The following is a 23756-nucleotide window of genomic DNA, read 5'->3' as shown; positions in this document are numbered from 1 at the left end:
GGATACCTCAGCGTATGCGCCACCGCGCGCGCCACCGAATACGCAGGCCCCGCCGGGGCAGCGCATTCGCCGTGGCCGCCGTGGTCACGCTGGCCGCAGCAGCCACCCCGGCGGCGGCCCCCAGTCCACCCTCCGCCCCCGCCCGTCCCGTACGCGCCCCGGCGCTGTCGGCCAACCCGGCGTACGGCGCCGCCCTCGCGCCCTGCGCGCTGGCCCCCGCCAAGGGGCTGCAGATGACCGAGGGGCTGCCGACCGGGCACGGCTACGTCCGCAGCACCGGGACGGTCAAGGCCCTCACCCTCATGATCGACTTCCCGGACGTCAAGGGCCAGGGCACCGCCCGCAAGCGCTACGCGGAGTTCTTCCCGCAGACCTCGCGGTGGTTCAAGCGCAGCTCGTACGGCCGGCTGAAGTACCGGTCCGCGACCCCGATCAACCACTGGCTGAGGATGCCCCACACCTTCCGCAGCTACGGCATCAAGCGCGGCAGCCCCTTCGAACCGGGCTACCGCAAGCTGGTCGCGGACATCGCCAAGGCCGCCGACCCGCATGTCGACTTCGGCCGCTACGACCTGGTCAACGTCCTGGTCACGCCCAACGCCGGACCACCCGCCGCACGCGCCGTGCTGTCCGTCACCTACGCCGACAACCAGCACGCCCCCATCGCCGACGGCGTCCCCCTGGCCAATGTCTCCTTCGTCTACAGCCGCCAGGACGACGGCTCCGGCACCCTCGCGCAGACCGGCTACCGCGTGCTCCCGCACGAGAACGGCCACGTCTTCGGGCTGCCCGACCTCTACACCCGGCACGGCGGGGACAGCGCGGGCCACTGGGACGTGATGTCCGAGGACTGGGGCGTCGGAAACGACCTGCTGGCCTGGCACAAGTGGAAGCTCGGCTGGCTCGGCACGGGGCAGGTCGAGTGCATCGCCCGCCCCGGCATCACACGGCGCACCCTGAGCCCGCTCGGCCGCCGGGGCGGAACGAAGCTGATCTTCGTCCCGGTCTCGAAGTACGCCGGGTACGCCGTGGAGGCGCGCACCAACAAGGGCAACGACGAAGCGATCTGCAAGGCCGGCGTCCTGGTCTCCTGGGTGGACACCCGCATCGACTCCGGCCAGGGGCCGATCACCGTCGTGGACAGCACCCCGGGCAGCGGCGGCTGCACGGACGAGCACAATGTGCACCCCGGGCTGAGCGACGCGGCCTTCGCCCCCGGCAAGACCTTCACCGGCGGCGCGCAGGGCACCGGCGTCCGGGTCCGGGTCACCGGGCGCGACGCCCGGGGCGACTACCGCGTGGAGATCACCCGGTACGCCAGTGGCGGCGGCCAAGGCTGATCAGCAGCAGCTGCCTGCGAGCGGTGGCCGCCACCCGCCGTACGGCCTCGGGGTCGCCGGCCCCTTCGCCGGGCTGAGCCTGGGGCGGCTCACCAGACTGATCGCCGGGCTGGGCCCCGGACGGCCCACCGGACTGAGCTCCGGACGGCCCACCGGACTGAGCTCCGGACGGCTCACCGGGCTGGGCCTCCAGGAACGCCGTCGCGGTCATCACCATGTGGTCCACATACAGCTCGGCCAGCATCCGGACGTCCTCCAGCGACCAGCCTTCCGCCGTGAGCTGCGGGGCGAACGCCTCGGCGACCTCGTCCGCGAAACGGCCCAGCTCAGCGGCTATCGCCTCCCGTACGGGCCGTACGCCGCCGTGGCGCTCGCGTGCGATGAAGCGGATATGCGCCGGATAGCCACGCACCAGCTCGGCGACGGCCTCGACGGTGGCGTCGATCAGCTGCTCGTCCCCGTCCCGCTCGGCGAGGATCACCCGGACCACCCCGTGCAGACTGCCCAGGGACTCCTCCACGAGCGCCACGCCGAGGTCGCTCATATCGCGGAAGTGCCGGTAGAAGGCGGCCGGGGCCACACCCACCACGCGCGTCACCTCGCGCAGGCCCAGGCTGCTGAGGCTCTGGTCCTCCAGCAGCCGCAGCCCCGCGTCCAGGAGCGCCCGCCGGGTCTTCTGCTTCTGGGCCTGCCGGACCCCGAGGGTGTGACTCATGTCATTCAGTAAACAACCGTTCGCCGACTTTTTCCAGCGGTGTGCAGGGGTATCCTGAAGTCAGTGAACAGTTGTCATCTCAAGTGTTCACTGAAGCTGCACCCGCACGCCATCCGCACCTCAGATCCAGCTCCCGAGAGAGGCACCCATGCTCTTCATCGTCGCGGCTCTCGCCCTGGTGGGGATCCTTCTGGGAGCGGCGGCCCACACCCCGCTCCCGATCTTCCTCGTCGCGTCCGCCGCCATCGCCACCTGGCTGTTGATCTTCTTCATCCGCGAACGCGCCGGGCACAAGGAGAGCTGACCCATGGCACTGACCGCACCCACCACCAACACCCCCTCGACCACCCCGTCGGCCGCGCGGCGCCGGGACGCCGACGGCATGGCCGTGGCCTCGTTCGTCCTCGGCCTGATCGGACTGCTGCTCTTCAACGCCGTCTTCGGACCGTGCGCGATCATCCTGGGCGCACTGGCGATCGCCCGGCAGACCCAGCGCCGCGGCCGGGCCCTGCTCGGCCTCGCCCTCGGGGTCGCCGATGTGGTCCTGCTGATCGCCCTGGTGACGCTGGACAACTCGGTCTTCTGGCAGTTCGGCTGACGCTCCGTAAGCCCGGTAGGCCCGGTAGGGCCCCGTCGCGCCCCGTCGCCCCTCCTGTCCCCGCCCAACGGCCCTTCCACCCAGCGGAAGGGCCGTTGCCCGTACGTGACGCACGTCACCACGCTGATGCCATGACCGCATTCGCACGGAATCAGTGGTACGTCGCCGCCTACGGACGCGAGATCGGCCGCGAACTGCTCGGCCGCACCATCCTGGGCGAGCCCATCGCCTTCTACCGCAGCGAGTCCGACGGGGCGGTCGTCGCCCTCCACGACCGCTGCGTCCACCGCCGCTATCCGCTGTCGGCCAGTCGGCTCGACGGCGACCGCGTCGTCTGCGGCTACCACGGCTTCACCTACGACACCACCGGCACCTGCGTCTTCGTCCCCGGCCAGAAGCGCGTCCCGCGCACCGCCCGGGTCGCCTCGTACCCGGTCGTGGAGCAGGACTCCCTGGTGTGGGTGTGGATCGGCGACCCCAAGTCGGCCGACCCCACCGCCATACCGCGCGCCCCGTGGCTGGCCGACCCGCGCTGGACGACCGTCGGCGGCATGGAGCCGATCGACGCGGACTACGGGCTGCTCGTGGACAACCTGATGGACCTGTCCCACGAGACGTATCTGCACGGCGGCTACATCGGCACCCCCGAGGTCGCCGAGACCCCCATCACCACCACCGTCGACGAGGGCGCGGGCGTGGTGCGGGTGAGCCGGCACATGGACGACGCCGAGTGCCCGCCCTTCTACGCCCGCTCCACCGGCATCGAGGGCCGCATCACCCGCTGGCAGGACATCGAATACCACGCCCCCTGTCTGTATCTGCTGCACAGCCGCATCGCCCCGGTCGGCGTGCTGCCCGGGCCGGACGGCGACGACTCCAACGCCTTCCATGTCGAGATCACCTACGCGATCACGCCGTCCACGGAGCACTCCGTGTACGACTTCTGGGCCGTCTCACGGGACTTCGCGCAGGACGACGCGGACGTCACCACCTTCCTCCACGACTTCAACCGCACCGTGGTCATGCAGGACGTCGACGCGCTGAACCTGCTGCAGCGGGCCCTGGACACCGAGCCCGAGGACTATCAGGAGCTCAGCATCAACATCGACACCGGCGGCCTCGCCGCGCGCCGTATCCTCGCCCGCCTCGCCGCCGAGGGCGCGGGCGAGGACGAGGGCGAGGACGAGGGCGAGCGCCCGGCCGCCGCCCCGGACGCCACCCAGCCTGCCTCTCCCAGCGCACCCGGCGCATCCGCCGCATCCGCCTCGGTGACCGGGCGATGAGCGGCCCGCCCACCGCCGAGGTCTACCGGGTCGACTGGCTGCCGGGCACCGACCTTCTGCACGGCGTCTGCCACTGCGGCGCCGAACGCTCGGCGGAGGACCCGGTGAAGCTGTGGAAGTGGATGCTGGCCCACCCCACGGGCCACGACGGCCTCACGGGCCACAGCCACTCCGCAGGCCGCACCCAACCCGCCGACACCCAACCCGCCGACACCCAGCCCGCCGGGACCCGCCCCGCCGACACCCAGCCCGCGAACACCCAACCCGCCGGGACCGGACCCGCCCAAACCCACCCCGCCACCCTCCCCTCACGGCCATCGGCAGGCCAGGAGGGCGAGTTCACCGACACCCTCGTCGTCACCGGCAGAGCCGACGCCGCGACGGATGTCGTCATCCTCACCCTTCGCCACCCCACCGGCCGCGAACTGCCCGCCTGGCAGCCCGGCGCGCATATCGACCTCCTCCTCGGCGAGTCCCTGACCCGTCAGTACTCGCTGTGCGGCGACCCCGCCGACCGCACCCGCTGGCAGATCGCGGTGCAGCGCGCCCCCGACGGACGCGGCGGCTCCGCGTACGTCCACGAAGCACTCACCGAGGGCGCCGCCGTCCAAGTGCGCGGCCCGCGCAACCGCTTCGCGCTGCGCCCCGCCGCCCGCTACCTCTTTATCGCGGGCGGTATCGGGATCACACCACTGGTCCCGATGACGGCCGCGGCCGAGGCGGCGGGTGCCGACTGGACGCTGCTGTACGGAGGGCGGACCCGCGCCTCGATGGCCTTCGCCGGCCAACTCGCCGACCGCTACGGGCCGAAGGTACGGCTCGTTCCGCAGGACGAGTCGGGCCTGCTCGACCTCGCGTCCTTCCTCGCCACGCCCACCCCGGACGCCCCGGACGCCCCGGACGCCCCGGACGCCCCAGGCACCCCGGGCACCCTCGTCTACTGCTGCGGCCCCGAGCCGCTGCTGCGTGCGGCCGAGGAGCGCTGCCGCGCCTGGCCCTCCGGCTCGTTGCGCACCGAGCGCTTCCAGCCCCGTACGGATATCGCGGGCCCCGAGGCGGCGGACGGCCCCCAATCCGAGGCTGGCTCCTTCGAGTTGGTCCTCGCCCGCTCCGGGCTGACCCTGACCGTGCCGCCGGAGCGCAGTGTGCTGCGGACGGTCGAGGCTGCGGGGGTTTCGGTTCTGTACTCGTGCGGGGAAGGGACGTGCGGGACGTGTGAGACCGATGTCGTCGAGGGCGAGGTGGACCACCGGGATTCCGTACTCACCGGCGAGGAGCGGGAGTTGGGCGAATCGATGATGATCTGTGTCTCGCGCTGCCGCGGCCGCCGTCTCGTCCTCGACCTCTGACGGACTTCCGATGAACCTCTGACGCGCCGCATGTGATGCGTACCGCCTCGGGCCCCTGCCCACTGGACATCAAGGTTGGTTAGGCTAACCTAACTAGGACCTCGGGCGATGTCCGTGGCTGCCCCCGTACGCATCGAGAGAGGCGTCCCATGCCCCACCCCAGAGCCCTCCCCCTCTCCCGCCGCGGCCTGCTGGCCGCCGGCGGCCTCGCCGGACTCGGCGCCCTCGTCACCGCGTGCGGCAGCAAAGACGGCTCGGGGTCCTCGGGCAAGGAGGGCAAAAGCGGCGGCGGATCCTGGTCGTTCACCGACGACCGCAAGACGAAGATCGACCTCGGCGGCCGCCCCGAGCGCGTCGTCGCGTACATCGGGTCGGCGGCCGCGCTGTACGACTTCGGCATCGACGACCAGATCGTCGGCGTCTTCGGCCCCACCAAGCTGGGGAACGGCAAGCCGGACGTGCAGGCCGGAGACCTCGACGTCGACAAGGTGACCATCCTCGGCAGCGCCTGGGGCCAGTTCAAGGTCGAGAAGTACGCCTCGCTCAACCCGCAGCTGCTGATCACCAACATGTACGACCCGGGCGCCCTGTTCTACGTCCCGGACGACTCCAAGGACAAGATCCTCGCCCTGGCGCCCAGCGCCGCCCTCACCACCGGCCGGGTCTCCATGGTCGAGCCCATCAAGCGCTACGCCGAACTCGCCGCCGCCCTCGGCGCCGACCTCAACGCCAAGAAGGTCACCGACGCCAAGGCCCGCTTCGAGGCCGCCGCCGAGACGCTGCGCAAGACCGTCAAGTCGAAGAAGATCAAAGTCATGGCCTGCTCCGCCAGTGCCGACCTCTTCTATGTCTCCAGCCCGTCGGTCAACGCCGACCTGATCTACTTCCGCGAGCTCGGCGTCGACTTCGTCGTCCCGCAGAAGACTGACAAGGGCGGCTACTTCGAGAGCCTGAGCTGGGAGAACGCCGACAAGTACGGTGCCGACCTGCTGTTCCTCGACAACCGCACCGCCACCTTGCAGCCCAAGGACCTGACCGCCAAGCCGACCTGGTCCAAGCTCCCCGCGGTCAAGGCCGGCCAGATCGTCCCCTGGAGCAGCGAGCCGCGCTTCTCGTACGCGGGCGCCGCACCGCATATCGAAGCGCTCACCAAGGCCATCCAGGACGCGAAGAAGGTCAGCTGACCAGGCAGGGCAAGCGAAGGGAAGAGACCGCTCCCATGACCACCGCCGCCACCCCCCACACCTCCACCGAATCAGTCGAGACCTCGTCCCCGTCCCCCGCCTCCGTCCCGTTCCGATTCTTCGACGTACGGGTCGTCCGCACACAGGTCCTCGGGCCGTCCATGGTGCGGATCACCTTCGGCGGCGACACCCTGAAGGACTTCGCCTCCGGCGGCCGCGACCAGCGCTTCAAGCTGTTCCTGCCGCACCCCCACCAGGACGCCCCCATCGTGCCGGTCGAGGCGGGCGAGGAGTGGTTCCCGGTGTGGCGGGCCATGGACCCCGCCGTACGGGCCGTCATGCGCTCGTACACCGTGCGCGAGCAGCGGCGCGAACCCGAAGAGGTCGACGTGGACTTCGCCCTGCACGGCGCCGACGCCGCCAGTGCCGCCACGGTGGGCGGTCCGGCCTCCCGCTGGGCCGCACGCGCCCGGCCCGGTGACCGCGCCATGCTCCTCGGCCCGGTCGCCCCCGACAACGGCGGCGTCGACTTCCGCCCGCCGCCCGGCACCGACTGGGTGCTCATCGCCGCCGACGAGACCGCGCTGCCCGCCGTCGCCGGAATCCTGGAGTGGCTGCCGGCCGGCATCGGGGCCAAGGTCTGGATCGAGGTGCAGCACGCCGAGGACCTGCAGCAACTGCCCACCGAGGCCGACGCCGAGATCGTCTGGCTGGTCCGCGACGGCGCCGACCCCGCCGCCCCGCGCTCGGCCCTCCTCCTGGACGGCGTACGCGGCGCGGCGCTGCCCGAGGGCACCCCGTACGCCTGGATCGCGGGCGAGGCCGGTACGGTCCGCGCGCTGCGCCGCCACCTCGTACGCGAGCGCGGCTACGACCGCAAGGCGGTCACCTTCACCGGCTACTGGCGGCTGGGCGCGACCGACGACCAGCTCGTCGAGGAGGCCGTGAGCGGCACCGGCCCAGCGTCGGACGACGACTGACCAGCGCAGAACCAGCGGCACACCAGCACCAGGCACCCCGCGCCGCTCGTCACTCCCGCCCCGCTCGTCACTCCCGCACCGCTCACCACCCCGCACCTCCGTCCAGGGCACACCCATGCCGTGTCCAGGGCACACCCATGCCCGCAAGCAGCCCAACCCAGAAGGGACAGACCGTGAGTCTCCTCGCGCACCCCGCCGCTGAGGACCCGTCGTCAGGGCCGATACCCGGGGAGGCGGATGGCAGGGCCCACCTCTTCAACGACCGTACGGCGGACCGCTATCGGCGGTCAGTGTCCGACGGCGTCGGACTGGTGGCCTCCACCGTCGCCCGCACCACCCGCCCGTTCACCGGAGTCACCCCGGCCGAACTCGCCCCCGAGATCACCGGGATCGACCTGGAGCAGCCGCTGGGCGACCCGGCCGCCGCCCTCGACGAGCTCGAACGCGTCTATCTCAAGGACGCCGTCTACTTCCACCACCCCCGCTATCTCGCCCACCTCAACTGCCCCGTGGTCATCCCCGCGCTGCTCGGCGAGGCGATCCTCTCCGCCGTCAACTCCTCACTGGACACCTGGGACCAGAGCGCCGGCGGCACGCTCATCGAACGGCGCCTGATCGGCTGGACGGCGGCGCGCCTCGGGCTCGGCGAGGCCGCGGACGGCATCTTCACCAGCGGTGGGACGCAGTCCAATCTGCACGCGATGCTGCTCGCCCGCGACGAGGCGTGCAAGCTGGTGGAGAAGGAGACGGCGGCGGCCGGTTCGCCGCTCACCAAACCCCAGATCCTGCCCCGGCTGCGCATCCTCGCCTCCCAGGCGAGCCACTTCTCCATCGCCAAGGCGGCCGCCGTCCTCGGGCTCGGCTACGAGGCGGTCATCGCCGTGCCCTGCGACCAGGACCGGCGGATGCGCACCGTCGCGCTCGCCCGCGAACTCGACCGCTGCCGCCGCGAGGGCCTGGTCGTCATGGCGGTCGTGGCCACCGCCGGGACCACCGACTTCGGCTCCATCGACCCGCTGCCCGAGATCGCCGACCTGTGCGCACGGGCCGGGGCCTGGCTGCACGTCGACGCGGCGTACGGCTGCGGCCTGCTGGTCTCCCCACGCCGCCGGCACCTCCTCGACGGCATCGAGCGCGCCGACTCGGTCACCGTCGACTACCACAAGTCCTTCTTCCAGCCGGTCAGCTCCAGCGCGGTCCTGGTGCGCGACCGTACGACGCTCAGCCACGCCACGTACCACGCCGACTACCTCAATCCGGCCCACAGCGCGGAGCGGCTGATCCCCAACCAGGTGGACAAGTCGCTGCAGACCACCCGGCGCTTCGACGCGCTCAAGCTGTGGCTGACGCTGCGGGTGATGGGCGCGGACGCCGTCGGGGAGCTGTTCGACGAGGTGGTGGACCGGGCGGCCGCGGCGTGGCGGCTGCTGGACGCCGATCCGCGGTACGAGGTGGTCACCCGGCCACAGCTGAGCACGCTGGTCTTCCGCTACACCGGGGGGCCGTCAGTCGCACTGCTCGACGCCGGACTGCTGGACCGGGCGAATCTGCACGCGCGCGAGGCGCTGGCCGCCTCCGGCGAGGCCGTCGTGGCCGGGACGGTCGTGGACGGGGCGCATTACCTGAAGTTCACGCTGCTCAACCCCGAGACCTCGCTCGGCGATATCGCCCACGTCCTCGACCTGATCGCCGGACACGCGGAGCGATACGTGTCCTCCCGGGACGCCGAACCGGAGTTCACCCGGGTCCGAGCCAGCTGACCGCCTTCCACCCCGCCGGAGACCCACGTGTCCACCGCCTCTTCCCATGACTTCATCGCCATCGGCCTGGGCCCCTTCAACCTCGGCCTGGCCGCACTCACCGACCCGATCGACGAGCTGAACGGGCTGTTCCTGGAGCGCAAGCCGGACTTCGACTGGCACTCGGGGATGTTCCTCGAGGGCAGCACTCTCCAGACGCCGTTCATGTCCGACCTCGTCACGCTCGCCGACCCCACGTCCCCGTACTCCTTCCTCAACTACCTGAAGGCGAACGGCCGCCTGTACTCCTTCTACATCCGCGAGAACTTCTATCCACTGCGGGAGGAGTTCAACGACTACTGCCGCTGGGTGGCCGCCCGGCTCGACTCCGTCCGCTTCGGCCAGGAGGTCACCTCCGTCGAGTACGACGAGGCCGAGGGCCGGTACGTGGTCCACACCACCGAGACCGCGACCGGCGAGCGCCGCACCTGGCGGGCCGGGCGCCTGGTGCTGGGCACCGGGACACCGCCGTACGTCCCTGAAGCCTGCCGTGACCTGGGCGGCGACCTGATCCACAACTCCCGGTACCTGGAGCACAAGGAAGCCCTCCAGGCGAAGGAGAGCATCACCGTCGTGGGCAGCGGCCAGAGCGCCGCCGAGATCTACTACGACCTGCTCCAGGACATCGACGCACACGGCTACCGGCTCGACTGGATCACCCGCTCGCCCCGCTTCTTCCCGCTCGAATACACCAAGCTCACACTGGAGATGACCTCCCCCGAGTACGTGGACTACTTCTACGGGCTGCCCGCGCACACCCGCGAACGGCTGAACACCTCGCAGAAGAACCTCTACAAGGGGATCAACTCCGATCTCATCAACGCCATCTTCGATCTGCTCTACATCAAGAACCGGCGGGGCCCGTGCCCGACCCGGCTGATGACCAACACCGTGCTACGGCAGGCGTCATACGAGTCGGCCGACGGCAGCCCGGCCGGGGGCTCGTACGCCCTCGGGCTGCGCCAGGAGGAGCAGGGCCAGGACTTCACCCTCACCACCCAGGGCCTGATCCTGGCCACCGGCTACCGCCATCAGGTGCCGGAGTTCCTGGCGCCCGTACGGGACCGCATCGCCTGGGACGAGGCCGGGCGCTTCGCGGTCGCACGCGACTACAGCATCAACACCGCCACCGCCGGGCGGGAGATCTACGTACAGAACGCCGAGCTGCACACCCACGGCTTCGTCACCCCCGACCTCGGCATGGCCGCCTACCGCAACTCGTGCATCATCCGCGAGCTGCTCGGGGGCCGCGAGCACTACCCCATCGAGAAGACGATCGCCTTCCAGGAGTTCGCGGCCCCCGAGGGGGCGCTGCGATGACCACGGCGCTCTTCACCCACCTCGACGCGGCGCTCGGCCACTTCTCCGTACGCCCCCTCGACCCGGCCGCCGACGCCGAGCTGCTGCACCACTGGGTCACCCATCCCAAAGCGTCCTTCTGGCTGATGCAGGACGCCGACGTGGCGCAGGTCGCCTTCGAGTACCGCAAGATCACCGAACATCCGCACCACGACGCCTTCATCGGCCTCCATGAGGGCCGCCCCGCCTTCCTCACCGAGCGCTACGACCCGGCCCGGGTGGAGCTGGCGGGCCTCTACCCCGCCCAGGAGGGCGACGTCGGCATGCACTTCCTGTGCGCGCCGGCCGAAGCCCCGGTGCACGGGTTCACCCGGGCGGTGATCACCACCGTCATGGAGTTCCTCTTCGCCGATCCGGCGACCCGGCGCGTCGTGGTCGAGCCCGACGTCCGTAACACGGCGGTGCACAGGCTCAACGCGGCCGTCGGCTTCGAGATCGCGGGCACGGTGGCCAAGCCGGAGAAGGACGCGTACCTCAGCTTCTGCACCCGCGCCCAATTCCGCGCCGCGACGGCGGGCGCGTCCTCCGGCAGGACCGCGACGGCACCCGGCACGTCCGGCGAACCGACCGCACTCAATGCACCCAACGTACCGACCACATCAGCCGTATCCGACGCACCCGACGCACCAGCCGCATCCGACGCAGCCGTTCAAGGAGCAGCCCCCCGATGAGCCCCCGAGACGCCGTCGCCCACCTCACCCCTGCCCTCTGGGAGCGGGCCGGCCGCCTCCTCGTCCGCAAGGCGCTCGCGGAGTTCTCCCATGAGCGCCTGCTCGCCCCCGAGCCCCTGCCCGACACCCCCGGCCACTACGCCGTCACCAGCGACGACGGCTCGGTGACCTACCGCTTCGCGGCCCGCCTGCTGGCCCTGGACCACTGGATGGTCGAGGCGGAGTCCGTCACCCGCCACGACACCCGGGACGGCTCCGAACTCCCCCTCGACGCACTCGACTTCTTCCTGGAGCTGCGCGGGCGGCTGGGACTCGGCGACCAGATCCTCCCCGTCTATCTGGAGGAGATCAGCTCCACCCTCTCCGGCACCGCGTACAAGCTCAGCGGCGAGCCGGTCAGCGCCGCCGAGCTCGCCAAATCCGACTTCCAGACGGTCGAGACCGGCATGACCGAGGGCCACCCCTGCTTCGTCGCCAACAACGGCCGCCTGGGCTTCGGGGTCCACGAATACCTCTCGTACGCCCCCGAGACCGCAAGCCCCGTCCAGCTGATCTGGCTGGCCGCGCACCGCGACCACGCCACCTTCACCTCCTCCACGGACCTCGACTACGACGGGCTGATCCGCGACGAACTGGGCGAGGCCACCCTGGCCCGCTTCGCCGACACCCTGTCCGGCCTCGGCCTCGACCTGGCCGACTACCGCCTCATCCCCGTCCACCCCTGGCAGTGGTGGAACAAGCTGTCGGTCACCTTCGCCGCCGAGCTCGCCCAGCAGCGCCTGGTGTGCCTGGGCACGGGCGACGACGCGTACCTCGCGCAGCAGTCGATCCGTACCTTCTTCAACACCGACGACCCGGCCAAGCACTATGTGAAAACCGCCCTGTCCGTCCTCAACATGGGCTTCATGCGCGGCCTCTCCGCCGCCTATATGGAGGCCACCCCCGCCATCAACGACTGGCTCGCGGGCCTGATCGCCGGCGACGACCTCCTCCGCGCCGCCCGCTTCTCGATCATCCGCGAACGCGCCGCCATCGGCTACCACCACCGGCAGTACGAACGCGCCACCGACAAGTACTCCCCGTACCGCAAGATGCTCGCCGCACTCTGGCGCGAAAGCCCCGTCCCCACCCTCGAACCGGCCCAGCGCCTGGTCACCATGGCCTCCCTCCTCCACACCGACCCCGCCGGCGGCTCCTTCGTCAGCGCCCTCATCGAGGAGTCCGGCCTACCCCCCGCCCGCTGGCTGCGCCGCTACCTGGACGCGTATCTGCGACCGGTGCTGCACTGCTTCTACGCGTACGACCTGGTCTTCATGCCACACGGCGAGAACGTCATCCTCGTCATCGAGGACGGCGCCGTGCGGCGAGCGATCTTCAAGGACATCGCCGAGGAGATCGCCGTCATGGACCCGGACGCGGTCCTTCCGCCGGCCGTCACGCGGATCCGGGTGGAGGTCCCGGAGGACAAGAAGCTGCTGTCGATCTTCACCGATGTCTTCGACTGCTTCCTGCGTTTCCTGAGCGGCATCCTCGTCGCCGAGGGCCTGCTGGAGGAGGACACCTTTTGGCGGACGGTGGCGGAGTGCGTCTCGGACTACCAGGCGTCGGTGCCGGAGCTGGCGGAGAAGTTCGAGCGGTACGACATGTTCGCGCCCAACTTCGCACTGTCCTGCCTGAACCGGCTCCAACTGCGGAACAACCAGCAGATGCTCGACCTGGCGGACCCGGCCGGGGCGCTCCAGCTGATCGGGACGCTGGAGAACCCCATCGCGCGGTTCGGGGGAGCGTCGTAGATCAGCGGGGGGAGGTGGGGTCCGCGTCACCGCCGAGGACGGCGGAGCCGAGTATGGAACGGACCTGCTTCAGGGTGCGGGCGGAGGGCCGGTTGAGGCAGGCGGAAGCGATGATCAGCCCCCGCGCCCCGGACGGCGTGGACAGCTCGGACGGCGTGGACGACTTGGACGGCTCGACCGACTTGGACGACCTGGAAGACTCGGCCGACTCGGCCGACTCGGCCGACTCGGCCGACCTCGACGCCCCAGCCGAACTGGTCGGCTGGGCCGCCCCGCCCTCCCCATACGACCCCGCCACCCCACCCGCCGCAGCACGCCAGCCCAGCAGCTCATGCGTACCCCCCGCGAGGCGGCAGGAGTCCCCTGGCCGGGTATCCACCAACGGCGCCCGCTGGTCGGTCGCACCCAGAGCCTTCTCACTCTCCAGCCGGAGGACCAGCAGCCCTTCCCCGCGCCGCAGCTCGTGCGACGCCAGGCAGTAGCGCTGGATGCCCGCCGCACACCCCTCCTCGTCCACGGCTGCGGGCCGGCTCCCGGCCAGCCCCACCGTGCCCGCCTCCTCCCCGCCCCATACGCTGCGGCCGCTCCAGCCGTCCGGCAGCCGTACGGTCAGCCCGCCCAGCCCGGGGTAGCGGAAATCAGGCCCGATACCGGTGGGCGAGGCGGCCGGCACCTGATAAGTGGCGCCGTGTCCCCTGGACCCCCCGCTCGGCACATGCCCCAGCACGCCCAGCGTCAGGGCGGCGGCCACTCCCCCGGCCACCCCTGCGGCCCCGACCGCCCCGGCCACGCGCCGCCGCCGTCGCCGTACCACCAGCTGCTGGACCCGCCGCATCCGCTGAGCGGGAGCGGGCAGGCGGGGCACCCCGCGCTCGAGCAGCACCCGCAGCTCCGCCTCACGGAGGGCGTCGCGGCTCTCATCACCCTCCACGGCGCTCACCGCCCTCCACCAGCGCGGCGGCGGGCAGCAGCCCGTGCAGGGTACGCAGCGCCTTGGACGCCTGGCTCTTGACCGTGCCGGTGGAGCAGCCCAGCACATCGGCGGTGTCCTCCACGCTCAGGTCCTCGAAATAGCGCAGCACCACCACCGCCCGCTGCCGCACCGGCAGCCCCCGCACCACCGCCGCCAGCGACTGCTCCAGATCCACCCCCTCGAACGGATCCGGCATGGCCCGCGTATCCGGCACCTCGTCGTGCGGCACCTCCCCGCGCCAGCGCCGCCGCCACCACGAGGCATGCGTATTGACCAGCGCCTTTCGTACGTACGCCTCCGGATTCTCCCCCGCGATCCGCCGCCACTTCGGCCACACCTTGGCCAGCACGGTCTGCAGCAGATCCTCGGCCAGATGCGCATCCCCGGTAAGCAGCCAGGCCACCCTCAGCAGCCGAGGCCCGCGCGCGGCGACGAACTCCTCGAAGCCGGGCGTCGCGCCCGTCACTGTCGTGTCCTCGCCATGGCGCCCCTGTCCGAACCGTGTCTTTCACACATGGTGAACGCCATGAGGCCAGGACGGGGTTGCCTCCAGCCCAGAATCCGCCAACCGGCGGTCAACCAGCACCCCCACACCTCAGCGCCCTGCGCCCCCTACGGCGCAACCGCTACACTGACGCCGGTGCGCGCTGCGGGAGCAGAGCGTCGCGCCTCCGTAGCTCAGGGGATAGAGCACCGCTCTCCTAAAGCGGGTGTCGGCAGTTCGAATCTGCCCGGGGGCACCATGGCTGAACAGCCAAAACGCCCCCGCGATCTTGGATCGCGGGGGCGTTGACGGCAGAGGTTGACGGCAGTCCCCTACCTACGGCGCTTGAGCAGCCGATCCATGTGGCCCATCGCCTCACGCCGACTCTCGTCGTTCACGTGCGTATAGACGTTCATCGTGACCGCTATCTGCGAGTGGCCCAAGATCTCCATCACGACGCGCGGGGCGACCCCGGCCGCGAAGAGCAGCGAGGCGCATCCGTGCCGGGTGTCGTGCAGACGCACCCGGGGCAGTCCGGCGGACACCGCGATCCGGCCGAAGGACCGATACAGGTTTCGCGGCTCCACCGGCCGACCGCTGCGCGTGGTGAACACGTAGTCGCTGGCCTTCCAGTCCGCCCCGGCAGCGGCCCGCTGCGCGGCCTGCCGAAGACGCTGCCATCGGAGCGGGGCGACGCACATCAGCACTGAGAAGCGGGCGACGCGCCAACCCGGCGAACCTCGCCGTCCAACGCAAGGAACGCGCTCGCATCCGCAGCGAGAAGGACAGCGACAGAAGGACGACTCAGGAGGCGGACGGCTCGATCTCCCCCGCAAAGACGATGACCTGGTCGATGAGGCTCCGCCGCAGATGGACGACGTCCGTTCCCGCCAGGCGGGGGCCTCCATCCGGCGTGGTGAAGACCCACTGGTACCGGGCCCACTCGTCAGGCATGTCCACCGCTGAGCAGCGCACCATCGTGCCGGTCCCCGCCGGGTGACGCCGGATGTCCAGCACGAACCGCTCGACCGCCGCGATTCCTTCGACGCGGCCCAACGGCCCCCAGAAGACCACGTCTGAGGTCAGGGCCTGGGAGAGCAGGGCAGTCACATAGCTGTCGTCCGAGGCGTTAAACGCGGAGATGAACGTGTCGATCGCGGAGCGTGCCGTCTCTTCCTGCATGCCCCAGTAATACCAGCCGTTGCGCGTGCGCTCGTCCCGCGAGCCGCCCTTCCGATCACGATGGACCATCCCGGTCACAGCACTAGCTCCTGATCGCTGTGATGAGAGCCGCGAGGGACCCGAGCAGTGTTGCCGTTGGCAGAAGCCAGGCCAGCACACGTGAGCTCTGCGCCGCGCTCGCGGTGGCCTGACACCCGGTGACATGCGCACAGTTCTGGGGGTGATCACCACGTGCTTCTAACTGCGGTCGGTTCATAAGGCCTCCGCTCATCGAGTGGTCATGGTCTGGATCAGTGAGGCGTCTCATGAGCGATGGGAGTCATGCGCGAGAGGCGGCCACTAGTAGCCAGTGATAGCAGGCATCGACTTTTGGTCACACCCACACGGATGGGGTTCGGACGCCCCCAATGACCCTCTGACCTGCAATTATTCACTGCACGCGCAATGAATTATGGGTGATCTAGACCGGGGTGAGCTGCTCGAATGGCGCGCGAAGGAGCCGGGAAGTGGGAGAACGCAGCCCGACCGGGCGAGCGTTCGAATCTCTCGATTGGCTTAAATCTACCTGTCAGCCCACGGCTGGGCGGTTTCGCTCAGGCGACCTACGGATGAGAAGTCTTCTGACGGCAACAACGACACATGGCACCCACCAGTGGCCCGCAGTGAGCACCAGGCCGGGCAGCCGTCAGAGCCCACACCAGGCCCCTGGCCGAACCTACGGATCAAGAGGTCTGGAGTCGGGGCGATTGCCCGCTGAGCTGGTGGCCTGACGGCAGTCGTTGACGGCAACAGCAGTGCACATCGCCGTATCGCGAGACTCGTCCGCGCACCGGGCAGGCTGGGGCGAGGCGTCTCCGGGATGATCACTGGGCGAGCGTGACGAACTCCTAAAGCGGGTGTCGGCAGTTCGAATCTGCCCGGGGGCACACAACGAAGGGCCAGCTGAGGAGGATGATCCTCCCGGGCTGGCCCTTCGCCGCTCACCCGTCGAAGCCGTACTCGAGCACGTACGAGGCCTGGTCGAGCGTGATCGTCAGCCAGCCGCCTTGGCGATGATGCGCTCCATCTCCTCCCGGCCAAAGGCCCGCAGAGTCGTGGAACGGACGTTGCCCACCCCACCCAGCTGCAGGAACGCTGCCGTGGCAGTTTCGTCGTCAGGCGCCTCGACGACGGCCACAAGGTCGTATGGACCGATGGTCCAGTAGATGCTCAGAAGCTTGGCCCCGAGCTTGTGCACCGCTGAGCCGAAAGTCTCGGCGCGCTTCGCGGTGTCTTCGTAGTTTTGGGCCCCTTGATCAGTCCAGCTCAGCAAGGCGACGTACGTCGGCATGTTCTTTCACCTTCACGAGGAGACACATCCCGAGGTCAAGGCTGGATACCCGGGCTGGAACCCGCACGAGGTGCGCGCCCGAACGAGCGATACGAGCGACCACAGGCATCGAGGGGCAGGCTCACATGCACGCCTGAGGGCCGCCTACTGTGCTGGCATGACGAGGATCAGGCAGGTCTCGTTGGGTGTGAACAACGACAAGCGAGCGGGCGAGTTCTGGCGCCATGCACTGGGATACGTGCAGCGATCTCCCCGCTACGAGGGTGACGACTGGATCGTCCTGGAGCCTCCGCCAGGTGAGTCCGGGGTCGCCATCGCCATGGATGTGAGCGAAAGTCCGGCAGAGGAGTTCCCCCGCATCCACTTCGATCTTGATGCTGGTGACCGTGACCTCGACGAGGAAGTGGACCGTCTTGTGGCGCTGGGAGCACAGCGGGTCGACTGGCAGCACTATCCCGAAAGCCTGCCTCCCGGAGGGCGGCCGTACGTCGTACTGGCCGACCCGGAAGGCAACCGATTCTGCGTCGAAGGCCGTCGTCACGGCTGACCTACGCCGCCGCCCTACCGGGTACAGGACACTGCCTAGCGCGATCGGTGGGCTCAACGGGCCGCCCTCGGGCTATGAGCCTGCCGGGGGATACCCACACTGCGCCTTACCGGCTGGTGGCTGACGAACTGCGGCAGCAGATTCGCTCTGGCCGCATCAAGCCGGGTGAACGGGTCCCGTCCTCTCGCGACCTTGAAGCGAAGTACGACATCGCGGACATGACCGCGAGGTCCGCGCTGCCTGTTCTCCGTGACGAAGGGCTGATCTACTCCACGCCGGGGCGGGGCAACTTCGTTGTTGACCCCCAGAGCACCACCTACGCCCGCCGGGCAGGCCAGAGCAGCCTGAGTGAAGAGGTGCCACGCAGTGCCCGGGGGGCGTTGCGTGGCACACCAGGGTTCGCCTCAGGGGGCGGGTCAGCCGGGCAGGTCGCCGGTGTAGCGGTAGATCGCGCCGGCGGCGTTGACGCCCCAGACGGTGCCGTCGGCGGCCGCGCCGATGTCGGACAGCGACCCACGGATGTTGATCCAGGGATTGGCGGGGTTGGCGTCGCTGTTGCTGTAGCGGTAGATCGCCCCGGCGGGGTCGACGCCCAGACGTTGGTCCGGGATCCCACCGCGATCCGCACCAGTGACCCGCTGATGTGTTTCCAGTCGGACATGCTCCTGGCCCCTCTCCAGTCGGTGTGGTTCGCCTGCACGCTGCCCAAGCGGAACGATTCATCATTCAAGCGGATTTGACCGGTGATCAGGGTTATTGGCTAAAGGGTATGGTTTGCCCGAGTGGAGGCCGCTCCCGGGTTGGCTTCACGCAGGTGGGCCCAGCTGTCTCGAGATGAGGCGATCGTGGCCACTCGTGCGAGTGATTGACAACAAATCAACCGCCCCAACCCCAGCCGCCTCGGCCATGCGCAGCGCATCCGCTGTCAAGCGCGGTGAGTTCCTACGACGTCATGAAACGCGGAGGCGAAGAGCGCAGACGGCTCTTCGCTCTCGTCACTCCCCGCCGAGGACACCAGCAGGAACTGCACTTGCTCGGCATTCGGCACGCTCTTACAACGGCTCGTGACGAAGTTCAGCAGACTGAGATACGGAACGGTCAGCTGGACGTACTCCACGCGCCGCTCCTCACGCAGCACAGCCGTGAGGTCGGTGACGATGTCGAGCAGCGCCTTCTCGGCCCGCAGCCCCGGGTGCCAGACCATGTGGCTCGATGATCTGGCCTGCGTCATCGGAAACTCCGTCCACTCGCTCACGCTGCCGTCGGCGAGCCGGTTCCGCATCAGCAGATGCGTATCGGTACTGCCGGGGTTCGGTGCGAAGAAGGTCGAGATGGGGAGGGATACGTTGGCGGGATCGAGCGTGTCGAGGAAGCGCGGGCGCTTCTTGAACTGCTGGGCGGCGGTGAGCCCGAACCAGGACAGCAGAAGTCCGTACAGGCCGTACCGGGGAATGGACGTACGGAGGGCCATCAGGGTCTCCTCACTCGTGTCGGTGCTTGTTCCGTTTCTCAGTCATGGGCGCGTTCTCAGTCATGGACGAGTTCTCAGTCATGGGCGAGTTCAGATGTGCGGGCGCGGGTGCGGACCCACTCGATGCCTTCGACGACCCTGGGCGCGTGTTCCGGTGCCATCACCAGGGCGTCGTGCCCGGCGTCCGTCACGAAGTCGTGCCGCGAGACGGCGGACAGGGCTGCCAGTTCGCGCTGGAGGGCGGTGTGCGCCGGGTCCGCCCGGACGGTCTCTCCGGCGGTGAGCACCGCCACGGGCTGGAAAGTCGCCGACAGCTGTGCCGCGTCGGGTGACCACGAATGCTGCCAGTAGCGCATTTCCTGACGGGTCGCCCACCAGGTGCCCGGTGCCGCCATGCGCCGCTCGGTCGCCTCGGCCATGCCGTCGGGCAGGGAGCCGAACGGCCGGTACTCCTCGCGCTGGTGCAGCGTTCCGGCCATGGCCCTCAGCCATGTGGCGGTCACTTGCTGCCTGACCCATGGCAACGTCTGCCGCTGCCCCGGTGACCGCCTGAGCTGATCCGGATGGGAGGAGTCGACGAACACGAGCCCTGCGACGAGTTCGGGGTGACGGCGCGCGAAGCACCGGATCAGGACCCCTCCGACCGAGTGGCCGACGAGCAGGAACGGCGGCCGCGCATCGACTGCGGCGAGCAATCCGCGCAGTCCCGCGCTGCTCCACTCCGCGTCGCGCGGCACCGACGCCGCCGCGCTCCAGCCGATCCCGGGCCGGTCATAGGCCACGTAGCCGGTGCTGGAGCCGAGTTCGGCCAGCACCCACCCCCATTCGGTGGCCGGGCAGGCCATGCCGTTCTCGAAGACGACCGTCGGCCCCGTGCCGCCGACGCCGGTGTTCGCCAGCACATGCACATCACGCCCGTGCACCCGGACCAGCCGCCCGGGCACCGATGCCCTCGTCCGCCCCCGTCGGCGCTTCACCACGCGGTGCGCCGCCATCCCCGCGACCACCGCAGCCCCTGTGGCCGCGAGCACGCCGTTACGCGTCACACCGTTACGCGTCACGCCGCTCCTGGCCATCGCGGCGGGCGGAGACTCAGCGGCGCCGCGCCCCAGCGTGCGGGACACATGCACAACAGCCGGGTAGGTGGCCCCGAACGACCACACGAACCGATTGAGTCCCATGAAGCGCGCATTGCCGAGATGAAACGCCGTTCCGGTGGCCAGGATCCCCCGGGCGACGGGCTTCGGAGCCACCAGGACCAGCGGGAAGGCCATCTCGCCGGCGATCGTGGACCACGCCACCGCCTTGGCCAGCCACGGGCGGTCGCGGACCGTCCGGTAGAAGAGGCTGTCGCCGTAGGTGGCGGTACGGAAAATCCGTGGGATGGCGCTTCCGTCGCGCCACACCGGTGATACCAGCTTGGCGGCACCGGAGGTGAAATAGGAGAGGCATGCCTGCGCGGCGAGGAAGGTGACCACGGCTTCCCGGGCCCGTTCATCGTGGGGAAACGCCTTCTCCAAGACCGCACAGGCGTAGTTCAGGAACGCGAAGTGGTCGGAGCCGTCGAACCCGTACGGCACGCGCGTCTGCAGTCCGTACCCCGTCGCACACATCGTGGCGGCGAGGACGCCTCGCTGGGCGCGGCTCGCGCCCGGGAGGAGCAGTCCGAGTCCGGCGAGGCCGCGGGTGTGCACCATCGCCATGACATTGGGGTAGCCGAAGACCTTGTCCAGGTGGTTGTCGCCCACGGCGCGCCACCGCTGGGGCACCCGGAGCTTTCCGATGGGCCAGCTGAAGAGACCGGCGTCGGCGAACTGGGCGGAGGTGGCGATCTGTTCAAGGCTGCCGATGGTCTGGCCAATGGACGTCAGTAATTCCACCTTGCGAAATACGGCGTCAATGGCATCGCGCTCTCCGACATGCATATGCCCTCCGGAGGAATGTCGCGGCGTGGGGGCGGGCGGCACCGACGTGCGGGCGGCACCGACGTGCCGGGAAATCGCCGCTCGACGCCCCCGGCCGGGAGTTCCGCCGGAGACGTCGAGCGGTCGGCTTACGGATCTACGGTCAGATCAACCCGGGGTGGCCGTGCAGCAGGTCCTGAACGGAGCCGCCGGCGGCCAGGCCGGTGCCGGGAACGCGCTTGTCACTGCCCTGGTAGCCGACCCAGAAAGCGGTCGGGACCTCGGCGGGCGCGGCTGCGGCCACGTCGGTGGCGCCCAGTGCGGGAACGGTCTCCGGGGTCTGCGGCACGTGGTAGTCGCTGTACTCCGCGGCGTTGTTCTGTGCCCAACGGGCAATGCGGGACTCGGGGGTTACGGACATCGGATCACACCTTCCTGGTTGTACAGGTTTCTCTTCGTGTGCGGACGCTCCGCGCCGGTGCACCGCAGGCGATTCTGCTACCTCTGGTTTGTATTTTTTATGCTCTGAGCTTGTCGCCCCAGATCTCAGGGAAATGCATCTGGGCGGGGCGACAGCACCGCGGAGACAATCTCGCCGGACGAGGCCGCGGTATCAGCCACGAATCGCAGGCGTCCGATGTCGAGTCGTCGCAGCGCCCGACCATGGTCGACGGCGACGACGAGGTGGGCGCCGTCGCCGTCCTCGCCGACCTGGAAGCGCTGGATGCCGGCCCACACCGCTGGATGCGGCGTCGCGCGTTGCTCCCAGTCCGGGTTCCCCTGCTGCCCGCGCCGCGCACATCATGAGCCGTGGCCCCTGGCGGGGAGCCAGGGGCCACGTGAGTGAGGCCGGCCGTACGGGCCCCGTGCCGTCATTAGGCCCGGACGGGCAGCACAGGACTGTCAGCGCAGGACGGTCAGCGCAGGCTGGTCCCGAACTGCGCCTTCGTGGCGGGCGCGGACAGGTCGTCGGGGCCGAAGGCGAGAGCGGAGTTCGTGGTCAGGCCGGTGGTCGTGCCGCGGAGCAGCCAGACCGCGCCGTTGTCGCCGTTCTCGGTGGTGGAGGCGACGGCGATGTCGCGGTGGCCGTCTCCGTTGACGTCGAGGAGCGCGGTGGTGGCGCCGAACTTGTCGCCCGATTCGGCCACGCCGGGCACCCCAGGGGTGTTCTGGTGGAAGACCTGGCTGCCGGTGCCGGTGAAGCCGGAGGCGCTGCCGGGGACCAGGGCGAACGAACCGGCGTCGGTGAGGCCGCTGAAGTCCTCGCCGGGGATGCCGAGGGCGATGTCCGCGTAGCCGTCACCGTTCACGTCGTCCACGGAGACCGCCGTGCCGAGGCCGTCGCCCTCCTCCTCCGCGCCGTAGAGGCCGGGCAGGCTCTGGTCGAACGACTTCGTGTTCGCGTCGGACAGGCCGGAGGCCGAGCCGTAGGCGACGCGGACCTTGCTGTCCCAGCCGTCGCCGCCGACCACCACGTCATCGAAGCCGTCACCGTTCACATCGCCCACGCCGGTGCCCGAGACGTCGCTGCTTGCGCCTTCGCCGGGGACCCAGGACTTGGTGAAGCCCGACGCGCCGCCGTTCAGCAGCCGGTTGCCCCAGGTTCCGTCACCGGTGTAGACCCACTGGACGATGTCGTCCTTGCCGTCGCCGTTGACGTCGCCGACATGGCCGTTGACGATGGGCCCGCTGATCGAGTCGCCGTCCTCCTCGCAGCCGCCACCCGTGGCGCAGGAGGCGTCGTCCTCGTCGTAGCCCCACCATTCGGACTTGTCGAGGATGTTGAGCACGGCGGCGGGCGTGCCGGTCCGGGAGATCGGGCCCTTCCACAGGGCGGCCTTGGCCCCCTGCGGGTCGTCACCCGCGACGGTGCTGTGGGCGAACAGCGCGAGGTCGGTCTTGCCGTCCCCGTCGAAGTCACCGGCCTGCGGGGCCTGCCCGTACCCGGCGAGGTTCGTGCCGCCGGTGAGCCCGGAGGCGGAGCCCCACAGCACGACGGAGCCCTGGGCGCCGCCCGCGATCACCAGGTCGCCGTAGCCGTCGCCGTCCAGGTCGCCCTTGGTGAAGGTCAGCCCGAAGCGCTCGCCCGCGGTCGCGGAGCCGGGTACCCCGCTGGTCGACCGGCTCACGATCTTCTTGTTGGCGGTGGACAGTCCGCTCGCCGAGCCGTATGTGATGGCCACGTAGCCGGCCTTCGCCTTGTCGGACACCGTGGCGTTCGGCGCGCCGATGACGAGGTCGGCGTAGCCGTCGCCATTGAAGTCGTCCTGGGCGTCCACCGACGCGGGGGCGGCCTGGGCCGAAGCCCCGGTGAGGGCCCAGGCGCTGAGCCCTCCGGCGAGCAGCACCGCGGCTGCCAGGGGCGCGCCCAGCCGTGCGGTACGGATCCTGTGTCCTGCTCGGGACATACAACTGCCTCTCAGAGTGGTCGAGTTCAACACGGCACGCGCCGCGCCCCCGCACAGTCCGACGAGGAAGGCAGGTCTCCGGTTGTACGCCTGAATGTCATTGTTGTGTAACCAGCCGTACGCCCGATCCCTGACCTCAACGGTCACGGCCACGGCCACGGCCGCGGAGCAATCTGGTCAGGAGCGCCACGCCGCGAGGAGTTCCGCCGAGCCGTACGCGGCGTCGAGACCGGCGCAGTCGGTCCCGCTGCGGGAGACCGCGACCAACGGCACGGGATCCGGCGTGAGGGCGGCGCGGTGGCGTTGCAGTGCCGCGCCGGTCGCTCGTCGGGGGCCGTCGGTCGGATGTCGGTGGCTCATCGGCGGGGTCCGGCACCTTTCGGGAG

The 23756-nt window shown here is 69.9% G+C and carries 23 protein-coding genes, 1 tRNA gene and 3 pseudogenes; 14 read left to right on the top strand and 13 right to left on the bottom strand.

Features of this window, described 5'->3' with window-relative positions; genetic code table 11:
• Positions 1-14: 14 nt before the first annotated feature.
• Entirely contained in the window at positions 15-1340 is a 1326-nt protein-coding gene (locus ACFV2X_RS36350; RefSeq protein ID WP_385625059.1) for a M6 family metalloprotease domain-containing protein, read from the top strand.
• On the opposite strand, the gene ACFV2X_RS36345 is transcribed toward ACFV2X_RS36350, so the two are convergent.
• On the bottom strand, positions 1306-2055 hold the full coding sequence (locus tag ACFV2X_RS36345) for a TetR family transcriptional regulator (protein ID WP_385625056.1): 750 nt from the start codon (positions 2053-2055) through the stop codon (positions 1306-1308). The two genes, ACFV2X_RS36350 and ACFV2X_RS36345, sit on opposite strands and share 35 nt — an antisense overlap.
• Before the next feature lie 148 nt (positions 2056-2203).
• On the opposite strand from ACFV2X_RS36345, the gene ACFV2X_RS36340 reads away from it, so the two are divergent.
• From ACFV2X_RS36340 to ACFV2X_RS36295, 10 genes and pseudogenes are all read left to right on the top strand, one after another.
• The gene (locus ACFV2X_RS36340; RefSeq protein WP_385625053.1) at positions 2204-2359 is read left to right on the top strand and encodes a hypothetical protein; all 156 of its coding nucleotides are present in this window, start codon (positions 2204-2206) and stop codon (positions 2357-2359) included.
• Positions 2360-2362: 3 nt separating this feature from the next.
• Positions 2363-2653 carry a DUF4190 domain-containing protein gene (locus ACFV2X_RS36335; protein WP_385625050.1) on the top strand — a complete coding sequence of 97 codons (291 nt, stop codon included), beginning with the start codon at positions 2363-2365 and terminating at the stop codon, positions 2651-2653.
• 131 nt (positions 2654-2784) lie between these two features.
• Positions 2785-3936 carry a Rieske 2Fe-2S domain-containing protein gene (locus ACFV2X_RS36330; RefSeq protein ID WP_385625047.1) on the top strand — a complete coding sequence of 384 codons (1152 nt, stop codon included), beginning with the start codon at positions 2785-2787 and terminating at the stop codon, positions 3934-3936.
• A 122-nt stretch (positions 3937-4058) separates the two neighbouring features.
• Entirely contained in the window at positions 4059-5285 is a 1227-nt protein-coding gene (locus tag ACFV2X_RS36325) for a PDR/VanB family oxidoreductase (protein WP_385625133.1), read from the top strand.
• Between the two features lie 149 nt (positions 5286-5434).
• The gene (locus ACFV2X_RS36320; protein ID WP_385625044.1) at positions 5435-6469 is read left to right on the top strand and encodes an ABC transporter substrate-binding protein; all 1035 of its coding nucleotides are present in this window, start codon (positions 5435-5437) and stop codon (positions 6467-6469) included.
• Between the two features lie 35 nt (positions 6470-6504).
• The gene (locus tag ACFV2X_RS36315; RefSeq protein ID WP_385625041.1) at positions 6505-7449 is read left to right on the top strand and encodes a siderophore-interacting protein; all 945 of its coding nucleotides are present in this window, start codon (positions 6505-6507) and stop codon (positions 7447-7449) included.
• Between the two features lie 173 nt (positions 7450-7622).
• Entirely contained in the window at positions 7623-9209 is a 1587-nt protein-coding gene (locus tag ACFV2X_RS36310; RefSeq protein WP_385625038.1) for a pyridoxal phosphate-dependent decarboxylase family protein, read from the top strand.
• Positions 9210-9236: 27 nt separating this feature from the next.
• A complete protein-coding gene (locus ACFV2X_RS36305; protein WP_385625035.1) occupies positions 9237-10568 on the top strand; it encodes a lysine N(6)-hydroxylase/L-ornithine N(5)-oxygenase family protein in 1332 nt (443 codons plus the stop codon).
• Positions 10565-11122, top strand: a pseudogene (locus tag ACFV2X_RS36300) (GNAT family N-acetyltransferase); the annotation flags it as partial. The gene ACFV2X_RS36305 and the pseudogene ACFV2X_RS36300, both read left to right, overlap by 4 nt.
• A 152-nt stretch (positions 11123-11274) precedes the next feature.
• Positions 11275-13071 carry an IucA/IucC family protein gene (locus ACFV2X_RS36295; protein ID WP_385625032.1) on the top strand — a complete coding sequence of 599 codons (1797 nt, stop codon included), beginning with the start codon at positions 11275-11277 and terminating at the stop codon, positions 13069-13071.
• 1 nt (position 13072) lies between these two features.
• Here ACFV2X_RS36295 and ACFV2X_RS36290 read toward each other — a convergent pair whose 3' ends face one another.
• On the bottom strand, positions 13073-14011 hold the full coding sequence (locus ACFV2X_RS36290; protein WP_385625029.1) for a hypothetical protein: 939 nt from the start codon (positions 14009-14011) through the stop codon (positions 13073-13075).
• A complete protein-coding gene (locus ACFV2X_RS36285; RefSeq protein WP_385625027.1) occupies positions 13992-14510 on the bottom strand; it encodes a SigE family RNA polymerase sigma factor in 519 nt (172 codons plus the stop codon). Before ACFV2X_RS36285 ends, ACFV2X_RS36290 begins: the two co-directional genes overlap by 20 nt.
• 201 nt (positions 14511-14711) lie before the next feature.
• On the opposite strand from ACFV2X_RS36285, the gene ACFV2X_RS36280 reads away from it, so the two are divergent.
• A tRNA-Arg gene (locus ACFV2X_RS36280) sits at positions 14712-14787 on the top strand.
• A gap of 73 nt (positions 14788-14860) precedes the next feature.
• Here the strand turns inward: ACFV2X_RS36280 and ACFV2X_RS36275 are convergent.
• The 3 genes and pseudogenes from ACFV2X_RS36275 to ACFV2X_RS36265 form a co-directional block, all read right to left on the bottom strand.
• A pseudogene (locus ACFV2X_RS36275) lies at positions 14861-15229 on the bottom strand (tyrosine-type recombinase/integrase); the annotation flags it as partial.
• A gap of 103 nt (positions 15230-15332) precedes the next feature.
• Positions 15333-15710 carry a nuclear transport factor 2 family protein gene (locus ACFV2X_RS36270; RefSeq protein ID WP_385625132.1) on the bottom strand — a complete coding sequence of 126 codons (378 nt, stop codon included), beginning with the start codon at positions 15708-15710 and terminating at the stop codon, positions 15333-15335.
• Between the two features lie 1033 nt (positions 15711-16743).
• Complete coding sequence (locus ACFV2X_RS36265; RefSeq protein WP_385625025.1) at positions 16744-17040, bottom strand: GYD domain-containing protein; 297 nt, start codon at positions 17038-17040, stop codon at positions 16744-16746.
• Between the two features lie 157 nt (positions 17041-17197).
• Between ACFV2X_RS36265 and ACFV2X_RS36260 the strand changes: the two genes are divergently transcribed.
• The gene (locus tag ACFV2X_RS36260) at positions 17198-17587 is read left to right on the top strand and encodes a VOC family protein (RefSeq protein ID WP_385625023.1); all 390 of its coding nucleotides are present in this window, start codon (positions 17198-17200) and stop codon (positions 17585-17587) included.
• A gap of 74 nt (positions 17588-17661) precedes the next feature.
• Positions 17662-17823 (top strand): annotated as a pseudogene (locus tag ACFV2X_RS36255) (GntR family transcriptional regulator); the annotation flags it as partial.
• A 180-nt stretch (positions 17824-18003) separates the two neighbouring features.
• Here the strand turns inward: ACFV2X_RS36255 and ACFV2X_RS36250 are convergent.
• The 7 genes from ACFV2X_RS36250 to ACFV2X_RS36220 form a co-directional block, all read right to left on the bottom strand.
• Positions 18004-18159 carry a tectonin domain-containing protein gene (locus ACFV2X_RS36250; protein ID WP_385625130.1) on the bottom strand — a complete coding sequence of 52 codons (156 nt, stop codon included), beginning with the start codon at positions 18157-18159 and terminating at the stop codon, positions 18004-18006.
• Between the two features lie 353 nt (positions 18160-18512).
• Positions 18513-19058 (bottom strand): hypothetical protein, encoded by a 546-nt coding sequence (locus tag ACFV2X_RS36245; RefSeq protein WP_385625020.1) that lies wholly within the window; start codon positions 19056-19058, stop codon positions 18513-18515.
• Between the two features lie 74 nt (positions 19059-19132).
• Entirely contained in the window at positions 19133-20938 is a 1806-nt protein-coding gene (locus tag ACFV2X_RS36240) for an alpha/beta fold hydrolase (protein ID WP_385625018.1), read from the bottom strand.
• Positions 20939-21125: 187 nt separating this feature from the next.
• Positions 21126-21383 (bottom strand): hypothetical protein, encoded by a 258-nt coding sequence (locus ACFV2X_RS36235; protein ID WP_385625016.1) that lies wholly within the window; start codon positions 21381-21383, stop codon positions 21126-21128.
• A gap of 125 nt (positions 21384-21508) precedes the next feature.
• On the bottom strand, positions 21509-21700 hold the full coding sequence (locus tag ACFV2X_RS36230; protein WP_385625013.1) for a hypothetical protein: 192 nt from the start codon (positions 21698-21700) through the stop codon (positions 21509-21511).
• A gap of 179 nt (positions 21701-21879) precedes the next feature.
• Entirely contained in the window at positions 21880-23370 is a 1491-nt protein-coding gene (locus tag ACFV2X_RS36225; protein WP_385625010.1) for an FG-GAP-like repeat-containing protein, read from the bottom strand.
• Between the two features lie 177 nt (positions 23371-23547).
• Positions 23548-23730 (bottom strand): hypothetical protein, encoded by a 183-nt coding sequence (locus tag ACFV2X_RS36220; RefSeq protein ID WP_385625137.1) that lies wholly within the window; start codon positions 23728-23730, stop codon positions 23548-23550.
• Between the last annotated feature and the right edge of the window lie 26 nt (positions 23731-23756).

The organism is Streptomyces sp. NPDC059679, assembly GCF_042734105.1.
Lineage (GTDB): Bacteria > Actinomycetota > Actinomycetes > Streptomycetales > Streptomycetaceae > Streptomyces.
This window is presented reverse-complemented; position numbering and strand designations above follow the sequence as displayed.

Bases quoted from the DNA above. Each gene is read 5' to 3' on its own strand.
- ACFV2X_RS36350 (WP_385625059.1), top strand. From the start codon at position 15: ATGCGCCACCGCGCGCGCCACCGAATACGCAGGCCCCGCCGGGGCAGC.
- ACFV2X_RS36345 (WP_385625056.1), bottom strand. From the start codon at position 2,055: ATGAGTCACACCCTCGGGGTCCGGCAGGCCCAGAAGCAGAAGACCCGG.
- ACFV2X_RS36340 (WP_385625053.1), top strand. From the start codon at position 2,204: ATGCTCTTCATCGTCGCGGCTCTCGCCCTGGTGGGGATCCTTCTGGGA.
- ACFV2X_RS36335 (WP_385625050.1), top strand. From the start codon at position 2,363: ATGGCACTGACCGCACCCACCACCAACACCCCCTCGACCACCCCGTCG.
- ACFV2X_RS36330 (WP_385625047.1), top strand. From the start codon at position 2,785: ATGACCGCATTCGCACGGAATCAGTGGTACGTCGCCGCCTACGGACGC.
- ACFV2X_RS36325 (WP_385625133.1), top strand. From the start codon at position 4,059: ATGCTGGCCCACCCCACGGGCCACGACGGCCTCACGGGCCACAGCCAC.
- ACFV2X_RS36320 (WP_385625044.1), top strand. From the start codon at position 5,435: ATGCCCCACCCCAGAGCCCTCCCCCTCTCCCGCCGCGGCCTGCTGGCC.
- ACFV2X_RS36315 (WP_385625041.1), top strand. From the start codon at position 6,505: ATGACCACCGCCGCCACCCCCCACACCTCCACCGAATCAGTCGAGACC.
- ACFV2X_RS36295 (WP_385625032.1), top strand. From the start codon at position 11,275: ATGAGCCCCCGAGACGCCGTCGCCCACCTCACCCCTGCCCTCTGGGAG.
- ACFV2X_RS36270 (WP_385625132.1), bottom strand. From the start codon at position 15,710: ATGCAGGAAGAGACGGCACGCTCCGCGATCGACACGTTCATCTCCGCG.
- ACFV2X_RS36265 (WP_385625025.1), bottom strand. From the start codon at position 17,040: ATGCCGACGTACGTCGCCTTGCTGAGCTGGACTGATCAAGGGGCCCAA.
- ACFV2X_RS36260 (WP_385625023.1), top strand. From the start codon at position 17,198: ATGACGAGGATCAGGCAGGTCTCGTTGGGTGTGAACAACGACAAGCGA.
- ACFV2X_RS36245 (WP_385625020.1), bottom strand. From the start codon at position 19,058: ATGGCCCTCCGTACGTCCATTCCCCGGTACGGCCTGTACGGACTTCTG.
- ACFV2X_RS36235 (WP_385625016.1), bottom strand. From the start codon at position 21,383: ATGTCCGTAACCCCCGAGTCCCGCATTGCCCGTTGGGCACAGAACAAC.
- ACFV2X_RS36225 (WP_385625010.1), bottom strand. From the start codon at position 23,370: ATGTCCCGAGCAGGACACAGGATCCGTACCGCACGGCTGGGCGCGCCC.
- ACFV2X_RS36220 (WP_385625137.1), bottom strand. From the start codon at position 23,730: ATGAGCCACCGACATCCGACCGACGGCCCCCGACGAGCGACCGGCGCG.